At 40.2% G+C, this 20,338-nt stretch carries 34 protein-coding genes; 1 reads left to right on the forward strand and 33 read right to left on the reverse strand.

Annotation, left to right across the window (positions count from 1 at the left end; translation table 11 throughout):
* Positions 1-14: 14 nt before the first annotated feature.
* The 32 genes from NYE28_RS10765 to NYE28_RS10920 all read right to left on the reverse strand — a co-directional run bounded on the left by NYE28_RS10765 (position 15) and on the right by NYE28_RS10920 (position 18,058).
* A complete protein-coding gene (locus NYE28_RS10765; protein WP_342490055.1) occupies positions 15-452 on the reverse strand; it encodes a collagen-like protein in 438 nt (145 codons plus the stop codon).
* Positions 453-479: 27 nt separating this feature from the next.
* Complete coding sequence (locus NYE28_RS10770; protein WP_064107511.1) at positions 480-791, reverse strand: hypothetical protein; 312 nt, start codon at positions 789-791, stop codon at positions 480-482.
* 11 nt (positions 792-802) lie between these two features.
* Entirely contained in the window at positions 803-1,996 is a 1,194-nt protein-coding gene (locus tag NYE28_RS10775) for a phage major capsid protein (protein ID WP_039251281.1), read from the reverse strand.
* A gap of 39 nt (positions 1,997-2,035) precedes the next feature.
* Positions 2,036-2,662 (reverse strand): HK97 family phage prohead protease, encoded by a 627-nt coding sequence (locus NYE28_RS10780; protein ID WP_064107510.1) that lies wholly within the window; start codon positions 2,660-2,662, stop codon positions 2,036-2,038.
* Complete coding sequence (locus NYE28_RS10785; protein ID WP_046341289.1) at positions 2,652-3,902, reverse strand: phage portal protein; 1,251 nt, start codon at positions 3,900-3,902, stop codon at positions 2,652-2,654. Before NYE28_RS10785 ends, NYE28_RS10780 begins: the two co-directional genes overlap by 11 nt.
* A gap of 5 nt (positions 3,903-3,907) precedes the next feature.
* On the reverse strand, positions 3,908-4,126 hold the full coding sequence (locus tag NYE28_RS10790; protein ID WP_015968213.1) for a hypothetical protein: 219 nt from the start codon (positions 4,124-4,126) through the stop codon (positions 3,908-3,910).
* 12 nt (positions 4,127-4,138) lie between these two features.
* Positions 4,139-5,848: a terminase TerL endonuclease subunit gene (locus NYE28_RS10795; RefSeq protein WP_342490056.1), complete on the reverse strand. Its 1,710-nt coding sequence runs from the start codon at positions 5,846-5,848 to the stop codon at positions 4,139-4,141.
* Entirely contained in the window at positions 5,848-6,354 is a 507-nt protein-coding gene (locus NYE28_RS10800) for a phage terminase small subunit P27 family (RefSeq protein ID WP_342490057.1), read from the reverse strand. The genes NYE28_RS10795 and NYE28_RS10800 overlap by 1 nt, the downstream gene beginning before the upstream one ends.
* 86 nt (positions 6,355-6,440) lie before the next feature.
* Positions 6,441-6,776: a transglycosylase gene (locus NYE28_RS10805; RefSeq protein ID WP_231878417.1), complete on the reverse strand. Its 336-nt coding sequence runs from the start codon at positions 6,774-6,776 to the stop codon at positions 6,441-6,443.
* Positions 6,736-7,110: an HNH endonuclease gene (locus NYE28_RS10810; protein ID WP_342490058.1), complete on the reverse strand. Its 375-nt coding sequence runs from the start codon at positions 7,108-7,110 to the stop codon at positions 6,736-6,738. Before NYE28_RS10810 ends, NYE28_RS10805 begins: the two co-directional genes overlap by 41 nt.
* Positions 7,107-7,529 carry a hypothetical protein gene (locus NYE28_RS10815; protein ID WP_048367370.1) on the reverse strand — a complete coding sequence of 141 codons (423 nt, stop codon included), beginning with the start codon at positions 7,527-7,529 and terminating at the stop codon, positions 7,107-7,109. Before NYE28_RS10815 ends, NYE28_RS10810 begins: the two co-directional genes overlap by 4 nt.
* Positions 7,530-8,148: 619 nt before the next feature.
* The gene (locus tag NYE28_RS10820; RefSeq protein WP_342490059.1) at positions 8,149-8,868 is read right to left on the reverse strand and encodes a hypothetical protein; all 720 of its coding nucleotides are present in this window, start codon (positions 8,866-8,868) and stop codon (positions 8,149-8,151) included.
* Between the two features lie 201 nt (positions 8,869-9,069).
* A complete protein-coding gene (locus tag NYE28_RS10825; RefSeq protein ID WP_342490060.1) occupies positions 9,070-9,612 on the reverse strand; it encodes a site-specific integrase in 543 nt (180 codons plus the stop codon).
* Positions 9,612-10,061 (reverse strand): ArpU family phage packaging/lysis transcriptional regulator, encoded by a 450-nt coding sequence (locus tag NYE28_RS10830; RefSeq protein ID WP_061521148.1) that lies wholly within the window; start codon positions 10,059-10,061, stop codon positions 9,612-9,614. Before NYE28_RS10830 ends, NYE28_RS10825 begins: the two co-directional genes overlap by 1 nt.
* Before the next feature lie 17 nt (positions 10,062-10,078).
* Positions 10,079-10,294, reverse strand: coding sequence for a hypothetical protein (locus tag NYE28_RS10835; RefSeq protein ID WP_061521147.1), 216 nt, complete (start codon positions 10,292-10,294; stop codon positions 10,079-10,081).
* Positions 10,295-10,614: 320 nt separating this feature from the next.
* Positions 10,615-11,307 carry a hypothetical protein gene (locus NYE28_RS10840; RefSeq protein ID WP_061521146.1) on the reverse strand — a complete coding sequence of 231 codons (693 nt, stop codon included), beginning with the start codon at positions 11,305-11,307 and terminating at the stop codon, positions 10,615-10,617.
* Entirely contained in the window at positions 11,304-12,422 is a 1,119-nt protein-coding gene (locus tag NYE28_RS10845; RefSeq protein WP_061521145.1) for a DUF3578 domain-containing protein, read from the reverse strand. The genes NYE28_RS10840 and NYE28_RS10845 overlap by 4 nt, the downstream gene beginning before the upstream one ends.
* An 85-nt stretch (positions 12,423-12,507) precedes the next feature.
* The gene (locus tag NYE28_RS10850; protein ID WP_342490061.1) at positions 12,508-12,765 is read right to left on the reverse strand and encodes a hypothetical protein; all 258 of its coding nucleotides are present in this window, start codon (positions 12,763-12,765) and stop codon (positions 12,508-12,510) included.
* Positions 12,766-12,985: 220 nt separating this feature from the next.
* Positions 12,986-13,216, reverse strand: a complete 231-nt coding sequence (locus NYE28_RS10855; RefSeq protein ID WP_332286654.1) for a hypothetical protein — start codon at positions 13,214-13,216, stop codon at positions 12,986-12,988.
* Positions 13,213-13,590, reverse strand: a complete 378-nt coding sequence (locus NYE28_RS10860) for a YopX family protein (RefSeq protein ID WP_332286655.1) — start codon at positions 13,588-13,590, stop codon at positions 13,213-13,215. The genes NYE28_RS10855 and NYE28_RS10860 overlap by 4 nt, the downstream gene beginning before the upstream one ends.
* Entirely contained in the window at positions 13,587-13,952 is a 366-nt protein-coding gene (locus NYE28_RS10865; protein ID WP_332286656.1) for a hypothetical protein, read from the reverse strand. The genes NYE28_RS10860 and NYE28_RS10865 overlap by 4 nt, the downstream gene beginning before the upstream one ends.
* Positions 13,953-13,983: 31 nt before the next feature.
* Positions 13,984-14,187: an XtrA/YqaO family protein gene (locus NYE28_RS10870; RefSeq protein WP_151280831.1), complete on the reverse strand. Its 204-nt coding sequence runs from the start codon at positions 14,185-14,187 to the stop codon at positions 13,984-13,986.
* Between the two features lie 79 nt (positions 14,188-14,266).
* Positions 14,267-14,422: a hypothetical protein gene (locus tag NYE28_RS10875; protein ID WP_342490062.1), complete on the reverse strand. Its 156-nt coding sequence runs from the start codon at positions 14,420-14,422 to the stop codon at positions 14,267-14,269.
* Positions 14,423-14,434: 12 nt separating this feature from the next.
* Positions 14,435-14,575: a BH0509 family protein gene (locus NYE28_RS10880; RefSeq protein ID WP_015387918.1), complete on the reverse strand. Its 141-nt coding sequence runs from the start codon at positions 14,573-14,575 to the stop codon at positions 14,435-14,437.
* Positions 14,576-14,682: 107 nt separating this feature from the next.
* On the reverse strand, positions 14,683-15,231 hold the full coding sequence (locus NYE28_RS10885) for a hypothetical protein (RefSeq protein WP_342490063.1): 549 nt from the start codon (positions 15,229-15,231) through the stop codon (positions 14,683-14,685).
* Positions 15,228-15,386, reverse strand: a complete 159-nt coding sequence (locus NYE28_RS10890; RefSeq protein ID WP_165458406.1) for a hypothetical protein — start codon at positions 15,384-15,386, stop codon at positions 15,228-15,230. The genes NYE28_RS10885 and NYE28_RS10890 overlap by 4 nt, the downstream gene beginning before the upstream one ends.
* Entirely contained in the window at positions 15,383-15,532 is a 150-nt protein-coding gene (locus NYE28_RS10895; RefSeq protein ID WP_024085441.1) for a hypothetical protein, read from the reverse strand. The genes NYE28_RS10890 and NYE28_RS10895 overlap by 4 nt, the downstream gene beginning before the upstream one ends.
* Before the next feature lie 14 nt (positions 15,533-15,546).
* Positions 15,547-16,437: an ATP-binding protein gene (locus tag NYE28_RS10900; protein WP_342490064.1), complete on the reverse strand. Its 891-nt coding sequence runs from the start codon at positions 16,435-16,437 to the stop codon at positions 15,547-15,549.
* On the reverse strand, positions 16,364-17,236 hold the full coding sequence (locus NYE28_RS10905) for a phage replisome organizer N-terminal domain-containing protein (RefSeq protein ID WP_251248373.1): 873 nt from the start codon (positions 17,234-17,236) through the stop codon (positions 16,364-16,366). The genes NYE28_RS10900 and NYE28_RS10905 overlap by 74 nt, the downstream gene beginning before the upstream one ends.
* Complete coding sequence (locus NYE28_RS10910) at positions 17,229-17,447, reverse strand: hypothetical protein (RefSeq protein ID WP_061046703.1); 219 nt, start codon at positions 17,445-17,447, stop codon at positions 17,229-17,231. Before NYE28_RS10910 ends, NYE28_RS10905 begins: the two co-directional genes overlap by 8 nt.
* Before the next feature lie 17 nt (positions 17,448-17,464).
* The gene (locus tag NYE28_RS10915; RefSeq protein WP_014305165.1) at positions 17,465-17,788 is read right to left on the reverse strand and encodes a DUF771 domain-containing protein; all 324 of its coding nucleotides are present in this window, start codon (positions 17,786-17,788) and stop codon (positions 17,465-17,467) included.
* A gap of 66 nt (positions 17,789-17,854) precedes the next feature.
* Positions 17,855-18,058: a helix-turn-helix transcriptional regulator gene (locus NYE28_RS10920; protein ID WP_061046702.1), complete on the reverse strand. Its 204-nt coding sequence runs from the start codon at positions 18,056-18,058 to the stop codon at positions 17,855-17,857.
* A gap of 164 nt (positions 18,059-18,222) precedes the next feature.
* On the opposite strand from NYE28_RS10920, the gene NYE28_RS10925 reads away from it, so the two are divergent.
* Positions 18,223-18,621: a helix-turn-helix transcriptional regulator gene (locus tag NYE28_RS10925; RefSeq protein WP_014305167.1), complete on the forward strand. Its 399-nt coding sequence runs from the start codon at positions 18,223-18,225 to the stop codon at positions 18,619-18,621.
* Positions 18,622-19,052: 431 nt separating this feature from the next.
* On the opposite strand, the gene NYE28_RS10930 is transcribed toward NYE28_RS10925, so the two are convergent.
* On the reverse strand, positions 19,053-20,153 hold the full coding sequence (locus tag NYE28_RS10930) for an AimR family lysis-lysogeny pheromone receptor (protein ID WP_208480348.1): 1,101 nt from the start codon (positions 20,151-20,153) through the stop codon (positions 19,053-19,055).
* Positions 20,154-20,338: the final 185 nt, after the last annotated feature.

Raw genomic sequence — 20,338 nt, forward strand, 5'->3', positions numbered from 1 at the left:
TCAGGACACACCGCCTATTCTGTCGGTTCTTCTTCTGTTCCTTTCAAAGCAGCCAGGTCACTTTCAAGGTTATTCATTTTTTGTTTCAATTCATCAAGCACTTTTGTAATTTCGCTGTTTAGATGCTCCGGCATCACGCTGCCAGTTCCGATGTTTTTACTCCGGACGGATTTTTCTGCAAGCATTTCATGCACAATGCTGCCCTCTTCAATAACAGCCGGATCGCCCTTTTGACCTGGCTCACCTGGAGGGCCTGGTTCGCCTTGAGGGCCTGGTTCACCTTGAGGACCCGGCTCACCTTTCTCCCCTTTTTCACCCTGCAACCCTTTTACAAAAAGAGGATTTTCTTCGCTGTTTTCTTTGAGATAGACTGGCGTTATCGCCTTGCCGTCTTTTCCTTTTTCAGATGAAGTTTTGACTCCATTACTTTCATATAAATAATCTTCAGCCATCTGTAATCATCCTTTTCCGTTTATTTTTTATTCCGTTTTTCCGTCAGACTCAGAACCGGCAAGCTCTTTCAATTTATCTTCTATAGCCTTGAGACGATCTAAAATAGATGAATTTAAGTGTTCTTCCATTACACTGCCGGTACCGATATTCCTGCTGCGGACCGACTTATCCGCCAGCATTTCATGGGTTACGCTTCCGGGTCCTGGTTCAGATTGGTTGCCGCCTAAACTGACCTCTTGTCCATCTTTAATGACCTTGCCCCCGGCAATTTCTAAAACACCGCCGATGACGGTACGATTTCCCCCGTCGGCGGTGTAGTTTTTTGTTGAATAGCTCATATTATCTCTCCTTATTCAACAGTGATTTGTCCGAATACTACAGCATCCTCATCCCATTTACGGACATCTTCTCGTTCAATCCCTCTGACTTTTGTTGAATTTGTTTCAAATGCTCCTGCCCCTGTGTCTGTGGATGCAATTGACTGTTGTTCACGATCAAACAGAACAATCGCTTCTTTTAAATTCCCGATGATGAGTGGAGCTTTACCTTTTTGAGTTTTTAATACTCTGTTAGTAAAAGGCACGACAGGTCGTCCATCAAGCAACTTCTTTGTAGGATTGGTTGGGTCTGGCTGTAATAGGTATCTGCCTGTTCCATCTTTAAGCGTGTCTAACCAGTCATATCCGTCTTGGTTTGTCAGCACGATAGAACCCGGCGCCACCATCGGATCAAGCGTGACATTTAATGCTTTTTTAATACCATCCAAACCATCAATATCTACTTTTTTCAATGATGCAATTGCAGCCAAAATCAAATTGTTACGGGTAACAACTGATTTCTTTGCGAACCATTTTGCTACATATTTCATGATCGCTTGGTCAGAGTCATTCAACATTGAATTAGATAGAGTCATGATGCCACCATAATCTATGATTGAGTAGGATACTTTTGTGAATCTAGGCTGATCAATCTCAGGTAAATTCCCCAATTCCTCTACAGGTGAAAACGGCACCATATCAGCATTTTTCTCAAGTAAACGAGTTCCAGATCGAGTTGTGACAGGTTCAACGGTTACATATTGTTCCAATGGCTCAAACTGACGTTTAAATTCATGGATTTGCCTTCCAATATCCTCTGGGATCAAAATTCCGCCATCTTCATCATTTATACCGGACATCGCTCTAAATTCTGGACTATCCAGAAGGTCACGCTCTTCGTCGGTAAGTCTTTTGCCTCTCAATCCTTTAAGGAAAGCTTTGCTGTATTGCTGTTGCCTTTCCTCATTTCCTTGACCTTGTGAACGCTGCCCCTCTGGGTTGCGCTCTTGCTCGGGCACAAAGTTTACACCGCCCGGTAAATCCGGGACATCAAGTGAACGTCCTTCGGTCATCAATTCGATTTGATTTTTAAGCTGTTTCACTTCATCAAGCAATGCACGCGCTTCATCGGTATTGCCCTCCTGCAGCGCCTTGTCTGCTTGCTGCTTCTTTTCAGTAAACTGTTGTCTTAATGCGATTTCTTTTTTGCTCATTTGCATTGGCATAAAATCATTTCCTCCTTGTTTTCTGCACTAAAAAAGACCTTACTCTGGGAGTACAAGGCCTAATAGTTCCAATTCCACTTTTAACGCTTCATCTGATGAATTACGTCTTTCTTTCAGCTGCTCAACCTTTTCTAAACTGCGGGCACCCACAACCGCCTCAGTATCGCTGTAAGCAGGCGTAGTGACGAGTGAAATATCGAAAATGCGATTGATTTTATTGATTCGTCGCTCGTAAATGTCCTCATCTTCATTGATACGCCATTCATCTGCCTCAACATCCCCATAATCAAGTGAAAAAGCAAAAGAGCATTGATTGATCACACCGCTCCGGACATTCTCCATTAAATCACGCGCATATGACGTGTCTGAGGGCTTGAATCGGAATTTGAGGCCTATCCCATCTGTTTCTAATTCAAGGCGGCCAGTATCCCCGGAAACGGTATTTCTCGCCAAGGGAAAATCTTGCTGATGGTTAAAAAGGGCGATGACGTTAGACATGTCAGCTGAGTCAAGAGCTGTTCTGCTGATTATCTCTTTAAACCAGCCCAAGCGTTCTGACCATTTTTCGAATTTGAGAGCGTACCCTTCGATATATTCACTTTGCCCCTCACCTTCGGAACGCAGCTCAATCGGCGTCGTCAAATGCCGAACCTCTTTATCCTTCATTCTTGTTGTCACCCCCCTTCATGGCGCCTCCAGCTTTAAGCCGCTGATATTCTTCCACAAAATCGAGGAACACATAGTTTAAGCTGGAGATATATTTGTCGCCGTTTTCAATAGGGTTGCGCTCAAGTAATTCTCTGATTTCGTCTTTATTCAGCACTCCTGTTTCATGAAGTGTTTTCAAATACTCCGCTTGCGTCTTACTGTCGCCGCGCAGCTCGCTGTCTATATTGAATTTCACGTAATGGCCGCTTTTCTGATCGTGATCTAAGAACAATTTAACGTTTAGTTCTTGTTCAAAATTCACAATCCACGGTTGCAGCGTGTTTCTGACATATTCAATGGACTGATGCTCAATATTTGAAAATGTCGCTTTATCTAATTCGTTCAGCTTATGCAACGGCACTTTATAAATCATGGAAATCTGTGCTTTGTTAAACTTCATAGACTCAACAAATTGAGCTTCTTGCAGAGGCATGGAAATGGATTGATATTCCAGTCCGTTATCTATAATGGCGATGTTTTCACCTTGATTCACCCGTTTCCACTCTTTGCGCACGTTCTCTTTTGGTTTTTCATCCAGGAACGCCGGAACTTTCAATATCCCCCGAGGAGTTGCCTCATTCTTGTACAGTTTGGCGTTATATTTTGTGGCAGCCGCTTGCGCCCCAATATGCTCCCGCACAACGCCAATAGGTGATTTACCATGTATTCCGTCTGTCGAAAGCCCTTTAAAATGCAGTACCTCGTAGTCATATAATTCAATGGCTTTCCCGTTTAACACAGTTTGATACCACAACATGCCTGTTGTTGGATGAACGTAAGCATTCGTATAATCAGGGCGTAAGGGGAAAAGCGCTTCCGGGTAACCATGTGATCCGAATTGAATATAGGAATATGCATTCCCCCAAGTCAGAACATGAGTCATCATGAGCTTTTTCCACGTGAAGGCTGTCATGTAAGGATTCGGCCGAGCATAAACAGCATGCGCGGACATGTGCTCGGGTTTCCGCTCTATGCCGCCGTCCGTTCTTTTATATGTGTGAATCGGCAGTTTCGCAATGTCATCCGACAATACATTGACACATGCAAATATGTCCGGCTGCACAAGTGAGTTGCTTTCACTCACTCTTTCGCCGCTTGCTGTTTTCCGGCCGCCGAACATGTTTAATAAAATGTTGTTAAAACCATCTTCATGATCTGACGAGCCAGAACGTTTCTCAAACATTCGTTCAAGCAGCATTTATATCACCTCGCTTTCTTTGATATGAGGTATGCATAAAACATTAAAAAGACACCCGTCAGAATCAGACCGATGTTGGTGCTCCATCTATAGACAGCTGTCAGGATAAAGGCGGCTCCCGCCATAAACAGCAGATCATTTAATATCAATAAGAAAAAAGAAAACCCTTTTTTAAAAACTCTAGGGTTAAACAAGGCAGCAAAAAAGACACTAATCTTTTTCATACTTCTCACATCCTAAAAACTGAAATTCCCAGAGCCGAAGTGATTATTTAAATCTACTCTATGGTTTGTGTCGTGATACATCGCTCTGGCGTAAGCATTTATAACAGCCGCAATAGGGTCAATTCTCTGCGGTGATTTTGCTTTATCCAGCATGATATTTTCTTGCGGGTCCATTTTCATAATTGCGTTATTAACCGCCCATGATAAAACCGGATCATTCCCATGTACAACTTTCCCTTCATACACCTTCTCTCGGAAGCTTTTTGTAGGTAATGACAGATGATTGATTCTCTGCGGCAGTTCCACCATTGTATGTCCTTTTGATTCAAGCCGCTGAGCTAAGTGAAGAGCATTCCACTTGTCATACGCGGTCTCTTGTGGCCGAAAACGGTTTTTATGGATAAATTCAATGATCCACTGTTCGACTAATTGATAGTCAACTGCTTCGCCAGACGTATAAGTGATAAACCCCATCTCTCTCCACAAATCATATGGCACTTTATCCGTGGCCATTTTTTCTTTGGCTCGGGCTTCAGGCATAAAGGAATGTTGACCGACATAGAAAAAGCCATCTTGCACGGCCACATACCCTACGGAGGTTAAGTCTGTTGTCATTGATAAATCAAGGCCCAGATAAACGGGCAGTCCTTGCAGATCAGGAATTTCCCCGCTGCAAGCGCGCCATTTTGTCATATTCATATAACCATTGTCCTTCTGGTCAACCCATCGGTTCATATTTTTGGTTAGGAAACTGCGCATCTTTTCAGGCACTTCAAGAGCCACTTTTAAAGCAGAACGTAATGACTCCATCCCCTCGGGGTACGTTGCCACAATCGGGTTAGCCTTAATCCAGTTTGATTCATCTTTTATATCGTCCTCTGGATCAAGCTCACAGATCATGACAAAATAATCATCATTCTCCGTGTCAATGTCTGGATCAAGAATTTTGCTTGTATATTGATATTCCTTAAAGCATGGCCGCTCCATGATGAAACCCGCTGTCGTAATAACAGCTATTAACGGGCTGCGCCGGGCGACCATCCCGCTGTCCAGGACGTCATAAATCTCACTTGTTTCATGTGCGTGGTATTCATCCACAATTCCCAATGATGGGTTTTTACCATCCCCGAGCTTCCGGGCCTCACGGGAAAGAGGCTGGATAATAGAGTTTGTTTTATATTTTTTCACGCGGCCGTTAGCAGAGGTATATTTCCCTTTGAGTATCGGCGCGTGATGCAGCTGCTCAAGAATTGCCTGGTATACTTCATCTGATTGTTCACGGGACCAGCCTGCGATAAATACCCGGTGTTTTTCTTGTGTCGGGAAAATCTCATACGACGCGATTAAAGCTAAAAATTGCGATTTCGCATTTTTACGGGCCAGCTGGATATAAGCTTTCCGAAACCGGCGGGCGCCATTTTCTTTTTTATAGAATCCGTATATGTTGGCCGCAATAAAAAGCTGAAAGTCTGTTAATTCAATCGGCTGCCCTGCAAGTATACCTTCGACATGATTAAATTGCCGCGACCATTCATAAAAATCCACCACAGCTTCAGCATCAAAGTAATAAGGGCAGTCATCTTCTGCGAGCCGGTCAACATCTCTAAAAAATCGCTCTACAGCCCATTTTTGCTTTTTGCCTGCCTTAATTTCTCCGGAGCGAATTTTCTCAGCATATGACCAAACCCGCTCAATGAGAATTTCGGCTGTAATCTCTTGCATTACATGCGGCCCCCGAACCGTTCTTCCTCTTTTGACTTCGGTTTCCCATCATCTTTTTTCGGGATAACAAGTTTACAGCGAGAGGAAATGGTCAGCCCTAAATCACTAGAAGCTTGCCGGCATTGTTTGAACAGCTTGTCTTGATTGATAAGCAAATCACTGTATGTCTTGTTCGCTACTTCAAATTTATTTCCGTCATCATCCTCAACTAATGCAGTAATGGGCGTTTCGAGTAAGACTTCGGTCATTTCCAAGTATTGTTTTTGAGCAAACAAAAAACGGACAAGCGCGTCCACATCTAAATTAGTCATAATTCCGATGTTTTTTAGCTCATCCGCTATCTTTTTAAACTCTCTTTTTAAGTCTTTTGGCAAATATGATGGAGCTTTTACTTTGTCGTTTGGTGCCTTTACTTCCTGTGCTCGACGCTCCTCAATCTCTTGCTTTGTCAAATTTTTCTTGCCTTTCACCAGTAGCAAGTCAACAGGTTGCCGCGGTCTAGCCATTCCCTCACCTCCTTCCGAATTTTCATTTAGGGAATTTATCAAAATGGGGAGGGGAGCGCGGTCTCCGGCAAACGTCCTCTAGGGATTTAAGGATGGGGGGTCTCCATCTCCTTCTTCAGCTGGCTCATGGCTGCTTGTATTTTTGTTTGTGCTGCTTCTATTTTCTTTGAATATAGATCGACAGCTGATTCCTTTTTCATGTTACGACGAAGAGCAAACATCTTTCTTATTCTGTGCTGCATTCGTCTGATGTCCTCGTTTGTATAGAAGGATGTATACTCAGCCTTGCAGCGTGGACACTTGATATAATGCTCTTTGATTCCGTTGTCGTGCTTCCTGATCTTTGAACATCCTTTGATAAGCAGTCTGGTCATACATTGATCACACACGCACGTTTGATGTTCTGTTCCCAAATCCTCCATCCTCCTTCGCTGTCTTCCGGCCATGGCACGGGGCACATAGGGGCTGCCATTTACTTGAATCCCAGAATAGTTTCATGTCTCCTTTATGCGGAACGATATGATCGACAACTGTCGCCGGGGTTCTTCTGCCTTGCATCAAGCAGGCAGCACATAACGGATGCTTGGACAGGTAGCCAGCGCGCGCCTGCCTCCACTTGCTGTTATACCCCCGTTTGGCAGCAGACTCCCGGTGTTGATCATAGGCCGGCTTGGTTCGCCTGTGCTGTTCACAGTAGCCCTCTCGCGTCAGGCTAGGACAGCCGGGTTCATTGCAGGGCTTTAAAGCTTTCTTCATGATTGAATGCCCCCATGAGGAAAATGTATAGTTGTGAATTTTTGATCATCACAATAAAGTGTTTCGGCTACAGCATCATTAACCGGCATTTCATGTCTATCCTCATCTCTTTTTTTGATCGCATCTTGGTATGAATATCCATCCTTATCGGCTAGGAATTCTTTATTCAAAAACAGCAGATAGCCACAATCGAGACCCCGTTCACCTAAAAAGAATTGTTTAACAAAATCAAATTTTTCAATAGCCTCTTCTACAAAGCCCTTGTCTTCATCTAACATTTCACAAAGACGTTCCTTTTGCTTTTTTAGCCGTTCAATTCTTTGATCTATGCCTTTAATTGATTCTTCAAGAGTAGGTATTTTCTCTTCTAAAGCATAACGCGCTTGCTCATAGACCTTGTTTCTCAATATATTTTTCATTACTCATTCACCCCTTCAGCTCTAATCGAACTAATCAACAAATTGTATTCCTCAATCCATTCAGTGGGAATCTCGCAGTTTGCGTCAATGCATCTATTAATAGCCGCCTTTAAATCTTCTGCTCTGCGTTCGTTATGCAACCAATTGGGCATTACACCCAACGGTGGCTTAGTACACTCTTTCAGTGGACTGAATGCGAAATGCGTCAATCCCTTTATGACACTCATGCTTATCCTCCTTCATATTCTTTCTAAACTGCCCCCCGCACTCAAGCCGATTCACGCTGATTGTTTTCCCTGAGAATTACCGGACGCAGTTTACAGAGAACATAAAAAGCGACCTCCATCGGAAGCCGCTCTCAGCATCATTTATTTTTCAGGAGAATATAAATGCCTAATTCTTTATTCCAGATAAGATCATCCTTAGACGGTTTTCCCTTCGCCACCGCTCGCACCTCCCACCATATAAAAAGCGCCTTCCCATATGGGAAAGCGCCTGCCTGTTTATTACCTATTACCATAATACCTTATCTAAAACAAAATGGTGTGCCGTTATCGTGCCATAATCGTGCCATTTTTCTCATTCTAGATACTATTCTTAAATTCTTAACTCTAATTGGCTAACAACAACTACGATCTTTCTTAACGCTATTCAGAATAGTATCGCGATCTCCTTTCTTAATCCCTATCTTTTTAAGAGTAATACCCGTAACCTCGTCCCAACCAATATTGTGATGAGTCTCTGAATAAAACCTATAGGCTTTTTTATACCTTTTAGGTTTAATCCCCATATTTTCTAATACAAAAGTTAATCTTAATCTATCCATTATTTCCGTACTTGGACCATAGCGAGTTGCCAGAATGCGCCATATAAAATAAAATGCTCTATATCTTTCTAGTACTCTTTTACTTTCATCATCATCTATTATCTTAAGTTTTAAAACTGAATTTAACAGTTCTTCAACTAATTCAAGCAATCTTTCTTCTTTCAATGTTCCTTTTCCGTCCTCTATAAATTTCAAGCTTTCTATTGACTCACAGATTGAAAGTATTTTAGGCGTCGCATATTTCAAATTATTTCTTGTATGGAAGTATATATCTTCTAACCAATGTTTATAAATTTGTTCCACTGAAATATCACGTCTAAATAAAGAATTGTATTCATAAAAACTAAAGATCTTATAAAGAATAGGCGAATATAGTTTTTCATATGTATTCCTTTTAGAAGCAGAGCTCTCTCTCCTTAAAAAAAAGAAGTGTGCTAAAAACCCGCCCAAGCCTGCAGAAAGTAAAGTTCCTACAGAAGTTATAAATGGTTGCCAAAAAATTAAATCATCCACATGTTTACCCCCTCTAAAAATCAATTATAACATTTTCCAATTAATCATAACTTATATTGTGTCCAATTCCCCGAATCGCTGAATCCTTTGCCATCACTATGTTTAATTCATTTCTCTAAAATGAGTTTGACATTTTCTCAATATGGTTTATTCATAGGAAAAGGCATAAAAAAAGCCCGTCTGTTTTTTAAACAGATGAGCTTATAAGCTGAATGCATCCATTGTTTGATCCATGGTGTCTTGAGTAATTCCAATGTATCTGAGCGTAATGTCAGGACTTGAATGATTAAATATCTCCTGCAGCAAGGCAACGTCTTTAAATTTCTTATAGTGCCAGTATCCGAAGGTTTTTCTCATTGTATGGGTCCCGATACCATCAAGACCAACATAATCAGCCGCTTCCCTTAAAATATTATATGCCATACTGCGGCTTATCGGTTTATTTAGTCCTTCGCGGCTTTTGAATAAGAATTCTTGATCGTCCTTGTCCTTGATATAACCGGCAAAAGCCTTCCTTAATGCTTTATTGATTTTGATTCGCTTTTGTTTACTGGTCTTTTGCTCTCGCAGGTCGATATACATGCGCTTCACGTCCCTAACCCTTAAAAGCCGCAAGTCTGATATACGCAGACCTGAATTAATTCCGGCCACAAAAAGAAGGTGATTCCGTTCGCTCCGTTCTTTCAGGTACTTTTTAATATAATAAATCTGATCTAAATCCCTTATAGGTTGAACAAAATTCATTACGACGCGCCCCCATCCTTATAGACTTCCGCGCGAAGGGCAAAGGCCAACCGGTAAAATGCTTTTGCTTTCGTCCGGTAGTAGCTGCGCTGGCTGATTCTCATTTCTGCATAGACTTCATAATCATACATCTCTTCATTCTGCATGTAGAGCATGACAAGAATTTGCCGCTCCTTTTGAGAAAGTCGGTTAACCGCTCTTTGCATTCTCTTTAAAAACCGTTCCCTTTCAATCTCCCAATCCATGCGTTTTATTGCTGCGTCTTCTGTGGAGGAATGAAATTCATTCGAAAAGCTGGGAGGGACAAGGCTATATGTTGCGGTCACTTTCGGCAAAAAATCTTCCGGCACTTGTAGCAAGTACATGCGATATTTTTCGAGCAGCTCTTCTGTCTTCGTTTTCGTTGCTTCTTCGTCAATTTGAGGTATGTTCAGTGTCATTTGATTCATCAAAATCCCTCCCGTTATTATTTCTGTCTAAAAGCTCCGCCACGGCCTCTTTTGTAGGTCGGTCTGTTTACCCCCATTAGGTCTTCTAAATCGCGCTTGCTGAGCTTCTGCGATTTTTCAGATGGCTTTAAACAACATTCTTTATTAATAATCGACTTAGGTTTGGGTAAACACGTTCCGAATTTTCTTAGGTTTTCCCCCAGTTCTTCACACGCCCGTTGCATTGTTTTCATTTTTTAACCTCCATTCAAATAAAAACGGACACCAACCAGAGCACAGTGATTCTGTGCAATGATCAGTGTCCGCAGGCTCTCCGTCTTGGACATATTGTTTTTTGATTACTTCACGTAAAATTTTGCTGATTCAAATGTTCCTATATAGTTCCGCTTGCTGGAATCAGCATAGCGATTCAGATCATTGATAAACCTTTTTTTTTCATTTCCATCATAGGTATCTGATTCACATCTAAATAATCATGAAATAAAAAACAGACACCAAACAAACAGCGCTAAAGCTGTAAGTTCAGTATCCGCAGGCTTTCCGTCTTGGATTTTTAATTGGATTTATGGTCCTTTAAATTTTCAATTGCTGCTTGTATCAATTCCTCTAAAAGTTTGTTTCGCTTGTTATTAGAATAAAACCCAATTACAGCTATAGACACAAAAAAGATAAACATAGTAAAAATTGTTATGATTGTTGTTATGTCCATAACAACTTCATTCGCCCCAGATTGATTTACTTTTAGAGCGTCAACAATAGCTGGGTTTCTGATAACAAATAAAAATATAGGTCCAGATAATATTGTCAGGATAGTTCGGAGTAAGATTTCATAGCTGCCTTCTGTACTCCTGGTTTTAATATATCCACCTAACATTCTTAATTTTGCTAACTCAAAATTACAATACACTAGTAGAGCTACTTGTAACCTTTCCAGATTTGTTATTAAATCTTTAACATCTAATTTTTTCAGATCAGTTAAAAATCCTTCACCTTCACAAATAGGATTGTCCAACCATTCCTCTAAGTTGTTTGGTTTTTTCTTTGAGGAAAACGCAGATTTATGGACTATTAAAATCGATATCCAAACTATTAGGTTTGATCCTATAACATAAACATCAGCACTTATACTTTTAAGGCCAAGACTATCTAAAAACGAACATATAATCGAAACTAGCAGAAGTAATCCAGTAAAAATCCCCAGAATCTTCAATGGAATTATTAAGTTCCTCCTAAAAAAACTCATCATAATTGCACAGATCCTAGGTAATTTAATGGTTTCAATTGAATTTTTCGAAGTGGATTCCTTAGTTCTATTCCTACTTCAATTTTATTAATATCTCCAACATTTTCGACTAGTACTAAAACATATTTATCTCCAAATTCTTCAGCAACAAGTCTTTCTCGTTCTGACAAATAAAAAGTGCAGTTCTTATTTTTGAATTTGGTTCCTTTAACCTCGATAAACTTCTCTGTGCCATCAGGAAAATAAGATTTAATATCATAGCCATGTCCATCTTCTCTGCTAGAAACCCAGTCAACCATCTTAGCCAGATCACTTTTTCCTGACGTTCTTAAATACTCTTTTTCATAATTATAAACAAACTCTTCGGCAATTTTCCCAGTGATTTCATTTTCAATTTCTTTTTCTCGACGAAGTTGTTTATATTTATCTACGTTAATTACTCTTCTAGGCAGCTTCTTTTTTGTTGATTTTGATTCACCAATTAGAGCTTCGACTTCTGTTAAATAGAACTCATAAACATAATCATAAAATAGATTATTTAATGCCACTAAATCATTTAGCATTTGATTTTCATCAAATGTGAATAAATTATATTTCTTGTTAATAAGAGCACTGGCAGCATACTTTTTGGGCCTCTCAGATTTACCCAAATAAAATTCATTTGTATTAAAACCTAATAACTCATCATTCAATTGAATTTGTTTTGCAAAAAATTCTCTACCTTGTTTAGCTTGTTCTCTAATTTTTGATAGACTGAATTTTTCAGTGCCTGTGGCAATGCTCAAATAAAAGTTTTGACCGTCTTCTGAAAACAAAATAACAATATAAATCCCTACTTGTGTTGATACTCTATTCCCTTTAGTTGTTAAACGATCATCAAGAAAAGCAATCCAAAATGAATCTGAAATTCTACCAGTACCTGTAGAGGCTTTTATGCTGATATGGTCTAGATTTTTGAATTGCCTTTCCTTTAAGGCTTTTTCAATAGATGCTGGAATTTCGTTGCGAAACAGTTGAAAAAAATCATGTTCTCTGTTGTCTACTTTGAGCTTTTTATAATCATTAAAACCTCTCCAAAATCGATCTACATCAAATAAGGTATATTTAAAGCTATCCAAAATAATACTCCTTTTAATCTAGGACTTAGTAATCACATTATACCTCATTCTTCTAAAATTTTCATAATTAATCAACACCTTAAATTTACCCTGTAATCCAATAAGGCATAATAGCTATAACAAAAAAAACACCTATTACAATCAATAATATAAGCCAGATATTTGTTTTATCCCGTTTAGCGATAATGGTATCGCCGATCATTTTCAGATCGTCAGACCGAGCGACCAGCGTCGGAATGTAGTCCGGGTGAACCTTTAAAAGCTCGGCCGCCTGCTCGACGGTCATTGCTTCGTCCTTCGTGGCCTTCACGTTCCGTTGTAGTTCTACTTGTAATGGCATCATTTTTCTTCCCCCTCGCAATGGCATTCACTTTTTTCATGACCGCATTCTTCGCATATTTTTTCAACCTGCCAACCCTCAAAGCGATATTGGGGCATTGAATAATATTCTTTGTAGCAACTCGTACATGTTACGATCCCGTCGCTGTCTGAATCCCAGTTAGAAAAGGATGCTTCTTCTGTGCAATAGCAATACGGACAAGTTTGTTCTTGGGATAATTCGCTCATTCCGCGTCACCTACAATCTGAAGATTTTTATAATGAGCTACATGTCCGCAGGGATTTTTCCAAATATGAACCTGTCCAAAGAATCCGTCTTCAGCGTGCTGCGTGAGCTGAGGATTTCCCATTTCCCCGCCACAAGTAGGGCATTCCCAAAGTGCATTGACTTCCTTGAACCCGATCAGGAAACCATTGGTATCGTGGGCGGGAATCGTTACTTTTTTTGTCTTCATACCGCCGCACCGCCTAACAATTCCGGATTTTGATATACATTGCCGCTGATCTCGCATTCTTCCCAATCTATACAATCATCAAAATAAGCATGATTATCGAGGAATTTAAGACCAAACCGGCCATCTTTAAAGACAACAATCATTGGTTCATGGTCTGTCAAATCAATATCGCCTTCATAAATCTCTTTGCCGTTTTTGTCCTTCGTGCCGGTATATAAATCGCGGCTGATCAACTCGTAACCGAACTCTTCACAAAAGACGGGAGACAGTTTGCGCGCCGGGCGTTCTTCAAGCTGACTGATAAAGTATGTTTTCAATTCGACATTGCCTGTTTCCTTATGTCGGAACACATACCGGATTTTTATGTTATTCATTCCGCATCCCCCTCCCATTCAGCAGGAAACTGACCGTTTAAGGCCTTGCTTACCACTCCGAAAGGGTCGTCCTCTTCATCGGTGAATGTAGCAAGCAACCTTCTGAAATTGTCATTCTCGTATTTAAGCCGCTGAATCTCTTCTTGAGCCTGCCGAAACTGAATGACCGTGACTTCCTGCTGGCGTTGGTGTTCCTCAATGATTGCCTGCTGTTTTCTCATGTAGCCGATCATTATGTCTTTGACATAACTCTGCTCGATGATGTAGCAAGGTCCTGCATTTATATCGAGTGGCTTCAATTCCTCTTTTGAAGCTAAATGCCACAATGACAAGTCGCTTATAATTTCCTGTAATTTATCCATGTCCGTTCCTCCCCCGCAGGGGAAACCCCTGCTATTTGAATTTATGGCCGATCTCGTAATCACAACGAGCCAGGCCGCCTTTTATTGTTTGAATGATTGTTTTACCGTGTTCGGGTGCCTCAACGACATACGCGGCGTTTTGGTTGCCGTCTAACACGATGACGGACACCTTTCCAGGCTCAATAAATTGAGAAACACTTGTATTTTGATTGAGTGATATATGTTTTGGCTGCATGTTCAAAGCCTCCGTATGGTATAATAAAAGTGTCGAGTTTTTATTTACCATACGGTGGCGGTTGCTTTAGCGGCCGTCCTTACATCCAATAGTTTGACGGGAAGAGCTGCATACCAGCCTTTGGTTTTTCCGTCGGAATGATTGGGTGTTTTTTTATATACTCAAGGCGTTCCTCTTTGCTCATCACCCGCGTTGTAACTTCTCCGTGCCGACGCAAGTTTTTGTTTTCTGTCATGGTGCTGTCCTCCTATTCTTTATTCATGCCTTTGATTTGAAGATTATATAAGCGCTCAAGCTCTTCATCTGTCTGGCGGTTTAAAAAATCTCTGCCATAAGAACCGATAAGCAAAAGCCATTCCATTAAATGCTTTCGTTCTGCCTGTCCCAACGTCTGCCACTCCCTTCATAATCAGCATTTGTAAAGCCGCGTTCCGCACCTCCGGGGTACAGTCTTCATAACGCACGATGACCATAAGTTGCTGGACGGTTGCTTTTTCAAAATGGAAGCTTTTGTTTGTTGCGTTCATCTTCTAACGCTTCCTTTCCTAGCAAGCCGGATTCCCGAGGCTCTATGAGGTCTTTTTTTGCTTGGTCGATGATAAGAAATAATGTTTCGTCTTCATTCCGTTTCAGCTCTTTTGCTATGTTCAGATAAGACTCATTTGCCGCCCATAGCTCCCGGAAACGCCTGATTTCGCTGTCATAAAACATGAAGTTTAGCTCCTGAAATGGGATATACACCGGGCCTTCTTCAAACAAATAGCGCAGCCGAATCATTTTCTCTTTCATCGTTTTCTCGGATATTCTAATTCTTTTGTTAGCGCGTAAACCGTTCTTACGGGCCGGCAGGATGTTTTTTCTTGCAAAATCCATGACCAACAAAATGATTTCATCCGAATCCCTGTTTAATAATTCCGACATATCAAGAATTGATTTCCCATCATGCCAGTATTGAACGACCTTTTTCAGCTGGACCATTGACCATTCATAATTCATATTTTCTAAAGCTAGTTCAAACCGTTCGGCATTGACTGCCTGACTCATGCTAAACACTCCCTTTTGTAATTCATATAGCGGTGAACCAGTATGAGACGGTGCTCGTGCTGCAAGTGCTCCAAGACAAGCCAGTTCTCAATGGTCAGGCCGTTTGCCTTAATGATTGCCTTTTGCGCACGCGTCGGAGATTTGCCTCGTTTCACACTGCATTCCCCCTAAAGTTCTGGTAATCTGCTATTTTTTGATCAAGAACCTTGATAAGCTCGTCTATTTCTTTTTTGCGCTGGTCATCCGTTAATTTGCGTTCAGGGACGATCTGCAGCACGCCGGGCATGATTGCCTGTATCAACTGTTTTCACCTCCTTAAAAGGACAGGGCGGGCGCAGTACGGCCTTTTCTTTCCTTCTGCTTCTCTTCGAATTTGACTGTTTCCAAGTGTGCCGTGAGCCGGCTTACGACTTTCTTGTCATAAAGTTTAGTGAGAGCCACGCCGGATAGATTAGTTGTAACGATCGTGAATTTGCCTTGTCGCCCCGTAGAGACGCCGTACCATACGCGATGAATAAAATCATTTGCCGCCCTGTTTTCGTTGTCTGTGTCGCCCACCTCAGCCCCCAGATCGTCGATGACAAGGTAATCAACCCGTGTCAGAAGTTCGATCGCGAAAGCTTCCGTAAGCTTCTCTGAACTATCCTTGAACGAATTCTTTATTCGTCTCATAAGGGCGTCACTGTTTACAAACAACGCTGATTTAGCGTATCCTTCGGCGTCCCTCTTGTTCAGCTCTTTAATGGCTGACATAGCAAGATGGCTTTTTCCTGCGTTAGATTCACCCGTTAAGAAGATATTCATGACGGCTCCTGCCTTCACTTGATTAACAAGCTCCATCATCCGGCGCTTGTTCCGCTCGTCTTCATGGTTATAACTTTGGAATGTTGAGAATGTCGCTTCTTTGAGTGTTGGATCAGCGATTAATGAATACATAGATAAAACCTTTTGATCCATCCGGCGGCGCCATTCCTCGGTTTCATGCTCAATCTCCTTATTGCGCTGTTCCCGTTCGCACATAGGACACTTTACAGAGCCGTCCCGAAGTTCCATGAGCTGAACTGGATACGGTTTTTCTTCTCCGCCGATTATCCGTGTGTGTTTGTCGCAGTAAACAGGGTTGCCGTGCTCATCAGTATGGAATGTCATCCTCCGAGATATTTCGCCCTTGACCGCGGCTGCTCGCTCCCTTGTGAAGTCCTCCATGTGATAAGCCTCCTTTTTGGTTTAGGTAAGATTCAAATTTTGTCCCGAACAATGTTTCAGGGCGCAAAAATCTATTCATAGCAGGATCATTGAGCCATTCCTCAGTTTTTACTAGAATGACATGTTTAAAATCTTCAAAGCGAAAACCTTCGTTCCAGCGTGCCTTGATGTCTTTTTTTGTTTTTGGTGTAGTAGGTCGGTATCGTTTGCCCGCTACTTTGTTCAGTAAATCAATGATCAGTTTGTAAGGAATCTCGTCCTTTTCGTTTTTGGAAGAAGATGCGTCGTCGGGTTTACCCGACAATATATCTTTTAATTCTTTTTCTTTATCTAATTCTTTATCTATATCTGTACCGTCACGTGACGTCACGCTAACGTCACTCTCTTTTTCTGGTGCAGAAAGTTGCAATTGCTTCTTTCGTTCCCTGTATTGTCTGTTTCTTTCAGCAGCTAATTTCCTTACCCTATCCATACCTTCTACGTTCTGATGTTTCTCCCAATTTGCGATGGAAATAAATTTATTTTCGTCAACTTCAATCATCCCAAATTGTTGAAAGGTGTTGAGAGCCATTCTAACGATTGGCAAAGGCCTGTTGAAAATAGTTGCCAGCATCTCATCTGTATACGGAATATTTTGATTCAGGTAAATGTAACCTGATGCATTGGTCTTACCGGCTTGAGCAAGGAGTTTAACCCAAATAATTAGGATCGTGTCTGACTCTGGCATTTGCTCAATGAGCTTGATTTTTTCATCCTCGAACATCTTGGTACTTAACTTGATCCATTTAACCTCAGACAATAGGATCAACTCCTTCCGCCTTCGTCAAAGGCCATACAGACCGTTTGCCGTTTACAATTACAGAGCCGAGGGTGTTTTGCTGACATTGATCAGATATGCAGGCGCCGCCTTGAGCTTTTAGTTCGGCAATAGCCCTTTCATGAGTATTAACAGACTCACTTATAACTACGTGAATTTGATTATGTAGCCGGATGCGGCTTTCTAAAATCACATGTATTCTCCTTTCCGTTATTTGTTGAAAATCTCAGCAAAGTGTTTATCTAAAAAGGCAGCCATTTTAGAAGCTTGAAAGCTCCAGTTTTGCCCTTTAGCTTGCGGATAAAATACAAAACCCCCGTTTGCTGAATCTAAAAATTTGCGGAACCGACTTGGGTATAAAATGTTTTCTTTAATCCACTCGCTTTTGCGCGCTGTCTTTTTCTCAAGGTCTTTCATGTTCCAATAGACCCCGGATAACGATTGTTCTCTTAGTTCCTGAAGTTCCACCTTGCTGATGAGAATTTTGTCAGCAGGGATCGGAATTGACAGGCTAACATCAAGAAGTTGTTCCATAAGTTTCTCCTCTCATGTTTTTTAAAAATTTTACTCACTTTCATTTTGTTCCTGTCAGTACCATTATTATTCAAAAAAAAATCGGATTTTAATATTAAGTTTCTTCGTGACCTTTTCAATCGCCTGCATAGAAAGATTCGCTTTCCCTCTCTCAACTCTTGAGATGTATGAAGCTGTGTACCCTAAGAATTGAGCGAATTCGATTTGAGACATTTTCCGCTTTTTTCTGATTTTTTGGAGCAGACGTCCAAACTCTTTCAGATCGAACATTTGTTTTAACACATCCTTTTTGTACCTGAAAGGAACAATTCGATCTTAACATAGCGATTTTTTTTACACAAGTGCTTTTTAAAAGAATTTTCTCGTGAGGTACACGATATGGTATAATTACCTATGAGGAATAAGGTTAATTTTTCAAAAGAGCAGGTGTTATTATGGGAAATATGAAAATGGGAGAAGCGATTCGGCGTATTCGTAAGGAAAAGAAAAAAACATTAGATGAAGTTGCCGAAGCTGTGGGAATTACACACAGCTACCTTTCAAGAATAGAAAGAAATTTACAACAGCCATCAATACAAGTAATAGAAAAAATCGCTGACTATTTAGGCGTTCACAAATCATACTTATTTTTTGATGAAGAGAGCCTAGAAAAGTATTCAGAACCAGAGAAGCAACTTCTTTCACAGAAGAGTATAACAATAGATGATCTCAAGAAACTAAACATTGTCCACGATAACGGAAGTAAGATAACAGAAGAAGAATTGCAAATGGTTATAAATTATTTAAAGGAATTAAGGGAATTAAAAGAACGACATTTGAAAGATTTAAATTAACCAACTTTAAGTTTTTTTGTGTCCACATTTTTCTCCTTTTCAATTTCCTTTTTTAGATTCCCGATGATGTTCTCGAATGTAATATGCATGATGTGTTTCCCCTCTCGAAATAGAACGTTTGTTCCTATTATATTTAATAACAATTTTAAAATAAATACTTTTTCAGGAATTTCCTATTTTCGTTTTTCCGGAAAACAGGAAATATCCCCGAAAAGTACGAAAGACGTTGCCAGTCACGGCAGCGTCTTTGTGTTTTTTTATGTACTTTTCGGGAGTCAGATATACTACATGCCTACTCTTATCTCAGTCGTTTGAAAACTTCCGCCTGCTTCAGAATGGTTTAACGAAACACCCACAAAAGCAGTAGTCAGTATACCGAACGCTAAAACTAAGGTCAATGACATTTTTCTCATCTGCAACACCTCCCACTTCTAAATATTAAAATTAAATCCTAATTTTATCAAGTCAATTTTAGGAAGAGTTGCTCTAAATTGATCTTGCTGTTGAGAAAAATAATAAAGGGATAGCAATAATTTTTCAGCGTTTTCTTCTCTTTTCCCATCAAAAAGAAGAGCATATTTTTTATAAAAGGAATCCGAATAGAAAGAGTTTAATGGCTCGGATCTTCCTAAAGCCTTTGCGAATTCAGTCACTTGAAACTCCTTTGAAATTTCTTTGTTCCAATAATATTGTAATATGGCTATTTCCTCTTTATTCTGGACCATTTCCTCACTGCGATCAGGGAAATTTGCAAGTAAGTTCAAACACCTCAAATAGTACCTATAAGAATGGCAATATGATTCATTCATATAAGACAATGCCAATATGTACAAAGCTGTCATATTCAAATTGATACTGAGGTCTTTTTCAAGGAGAGAGAATGCCGCCTCTCTCGCCTTATTAACATCGTTGTTTTGTTTTAAATATATATTCACTAAGACTTCTTCTATACGAGCAGTAAATGCGATTTTCAAAAATGGATCTGATAGATTTTTAATAAGACTTCGAATGGATCGAATATGGTATAGAGTGATCTCATATCTGCCATTATAAAAGTACCCATACATTTCTAGTATACTCAACAACGTTCTCATTTCGTCACAAGAAGGACTAAACTTCTTTAATCCTTCGGTATACTCAATATTCCCAAAAGAGAATCTTGAATTAAGAATAAATCTATAAATATTAGACCATAGATCGTATTTGCCATCCCTTTCAATCTGGGCGCTTATCAATGCCTCTATAACAGAATATAATTGCTTAGTGTAGCAATATTCCAAAGCAGAAGCATAATTTTTCTTTTTCACTCCAGTTAAGCAGTGCTGTTCCATCAATGCAGTTTCATTTTCTGGATCAACATACCTTATGATCTCTCGAACCATCCAAAAATTAATTTCTTTTCCGCTAAGAAACTTACTTAAATAGCCTTCGCTAATCCCGATTTTAGCAGCTATAACATTCTGCTTTTCATCAGAGGATTTTATTAATTCTTTTAGATGAATCCTTATATCTCTAGTTGCTACTGTTTCCATATGATCACCTTTTCACCTCAAATTTAACATAATCACAAAGAAAATTTTGTCGAACGATGGCGATAAGATTTAGAATTTTTTGATTTTTTACGTTATAATTTATTCCTTCTAATACTTATTATACCTTATTTTACAATGGTTAACTAAACGAAAAGCCTTATTTGGAACAATCTTTTAAATAAATT

The organism is Bacillus sp. FSL R5-0443, from assembly GCF_038608285.1.
GTDB lineage: Bacteria > Bacillota > Bacilli > Bacillales > Bacillaceae > Bacillus > Bacillus velezensis.

What these genes read in the sequence shown, in the direction of transcription:
- NYE28_RS10765 (WP_342490055.1), bottom strand. Translation starts at nt 452, where the DNA reads ATGGCTGAAGATTATTTATATGAAAGTAATGGAGTCAAAACTTCATCT.
- NYE28_RS10770 (WP_064107511.1), bottom strand. Translation starts at nt 791, where the DNA reads ATGAGCTATTCAACAAAAAACTACACCGCCGACGGGGGAAATCGTACC.
- NYE28_RS10775 (WP_039251281.1), bottom strand. Translation starts at nt 1,996, where the DNA reads ATGCCAATGCAAATGAGCAAAAAAGAAATCGCATTAAGACAACAGTTT.
- NYE28_RS10780 (WP_064107510.1), bottom strand. Translation starts at nt 2,662, where the DNA reads ATGAAGGATAAAGAGGTTCGGCATTTGACGACGCCGATTGAGCTGCGT.
- NYE28_RS10785 (WP_046341289.1), bottom strand. Translation starts at nt 3,902, where the DNA reads ATGCTGCTTGAACGAATGTTTGAGAAACGTTCTGGCTCGTCAGATCAT.
- NYE28_RS10790 (WP_015968213.1), bottom strand. Translation starts at nt 4,126, where the DNA reads ATGAAAAAGATTAGTGTCTTTTTTGCTGCCTTGTTTAACCCTAGAGTT.
- NYE28_RS10795 (WP_342490056.1), bottom strand. Translation starts at nt 5,848, where the DNA reads ATGCAAGAGATTACAGCCGAAATTCTCATTGAGCGGGTTTGGTCATAT.
- NYE28_RS10800 (WP_342490057.1), bottom strand. Translation starts at nt 6,354, where the DNA reads ATGGCTAGACCGCGGCAACCTGTTGACTTGCTACTGGTGAAAGGCAAG.
- NYE28_RS10805 (WP_231878417.1), bottom strand. Translation starts at nt 6,776, where the DNA reads ATGGAGGATTTGGGAACAGAACATCAAACGTGCGTGTGTGATCAATGT.
- NYE28_RS10810 (WP_342490058.1), bottom strand. Translation starts at nt 7,110, where the DNA reads ATGAAGAAAGCTTTAAAGCCCTGCAATGAACCCGGCTGTCCTAGCCTG.
- NYE28_RS10815 (WP_048367370.1), bottom strand. Translation starts at nt 7,529, where the DNA reads ATGAAAAATATATTGAGAAACAAGGTCTATGAGCAAGCGCGTTATGCT.
- NYE28_RS10825 (WP_342490060.1), bottom strand. Translation starts at nt 9,612, where the DNA reads ATGAATTTTGTTCAACCTATAAGGGATTTAGATCAGATTTATTATATT.
- NYE28_RS10830 (WP_061521148.1), bottom strand. Translation starts at nt 10,061, where the DNA reads ATGAATCAAATGACACTGAACATACCTCAAATTGACGAAGAAGCAACG.
- NYE28_RS10835 (WP_061521147.1), bottom strand. Translation starts at nt 10,294, where the DNA reads ATGAAAACAATGCAACGGGCGTGTGAAGAACTGGGGGAAAACCTAAGA.
- NYE28_RS10840 (WP_061521146.1), bottom strand. Translation starts at nt 11,307, where the DNA reads ATGATGAGTTTTTTTAGGAGGAACTTAATAATTCCATTGAAGATTCTG.
- NYE28_RS10850 (WP_342490061.1), bottom strand. Translation starts at nt 12,765, where the DNA reads ATGATGCCATTACAAGTAGAACTACAACGGAACGTGAAGGCCACGAAG.
- NYE28_RS10855 (WP_332286654.1), bottom strand. Translation starts at nt 13,216, where the DNA reads ATGAAGACAAAAAAAGTAACGATTCCCGCCCACGATACCAATGGTTTC.
- NYE28_RS10860 (WP_332286655.1), bottom strand. Translation starts at nt 13,590, where the DNA reads ATGAATAACATAAAAATCCGGTATGTGTTCCGACATAAGGAAACAGGC.
- NYE28_RS10865 (WP_332286656.1), bottom strand. Translation starts at nt 13,952, where the DNA reads ATGGATAAATTACAGGAAATTATAAGCGACTTGTCATTGTGGCATTTA.
- NYE28_RS10870 (WP_151280831.1), bottom strand. Translation starts at nt 14,187, where the DNA reads ATGCAGCCAAAACATATATCACTCAATCAAAATACAAGTGTTTCTCAA.
- NYE28_RS10875 (WP_342490062.1), bottom strand. Translation starts at nt 14,422, where the DNA reads ATGACAGAAAACAAAAACTTGCGTCGGCACGGAGAAGTTACAACGCGG.
- NYE28_RS10885 (WP_342490063.1), bottom strand. Translation starts at nt 15,231, where the DNA reads ATGAGTCAGGCAGTCAATGCCGAACGGTTTGAACTAGCTTTAGAAAAT.
- NYE28_RS10900 (WP_342490064.1), bottom strand. Translation starts at nt 16,437, where the DNA reads ATGGAGGACTTCACAAGGGAGCGAGCAGCCGCGGTCAAGGGCGAAATA.
- NYE28_RS10915 (WP_014305165.1), bottom strand. Translation starts at nt 17,788, where the DNA reads ATGGAACAACTTCTTGATGTTAGCCTGTCAATTCCGATCCCTGCTGAC.
- NYE28_RS10920 (WP_061046702.1), bottom strand. Translation starts at nt 18,058, where the DNA reads ATGTTCGATCTGAAAGAGTTTGGACGTCTGCTCCAAAAAATCAGAAAA.
- NYE28_RS10925 (WP_014305167.1), top strand. Translation starts at nt 18,223, where the DNA reads ATGGGAAATATGAAAATGGGAGAAGCGATTCGGCGTATTCGTAAGGAA.
- NYE28_RS10930 (WP_208480348.1), bottom strand. Translation starts at nt 20,153, where the DNA reads ATGGAAACAGTAGCAACTAGAGATATAAGGATTCATCTAAAAGAATTA.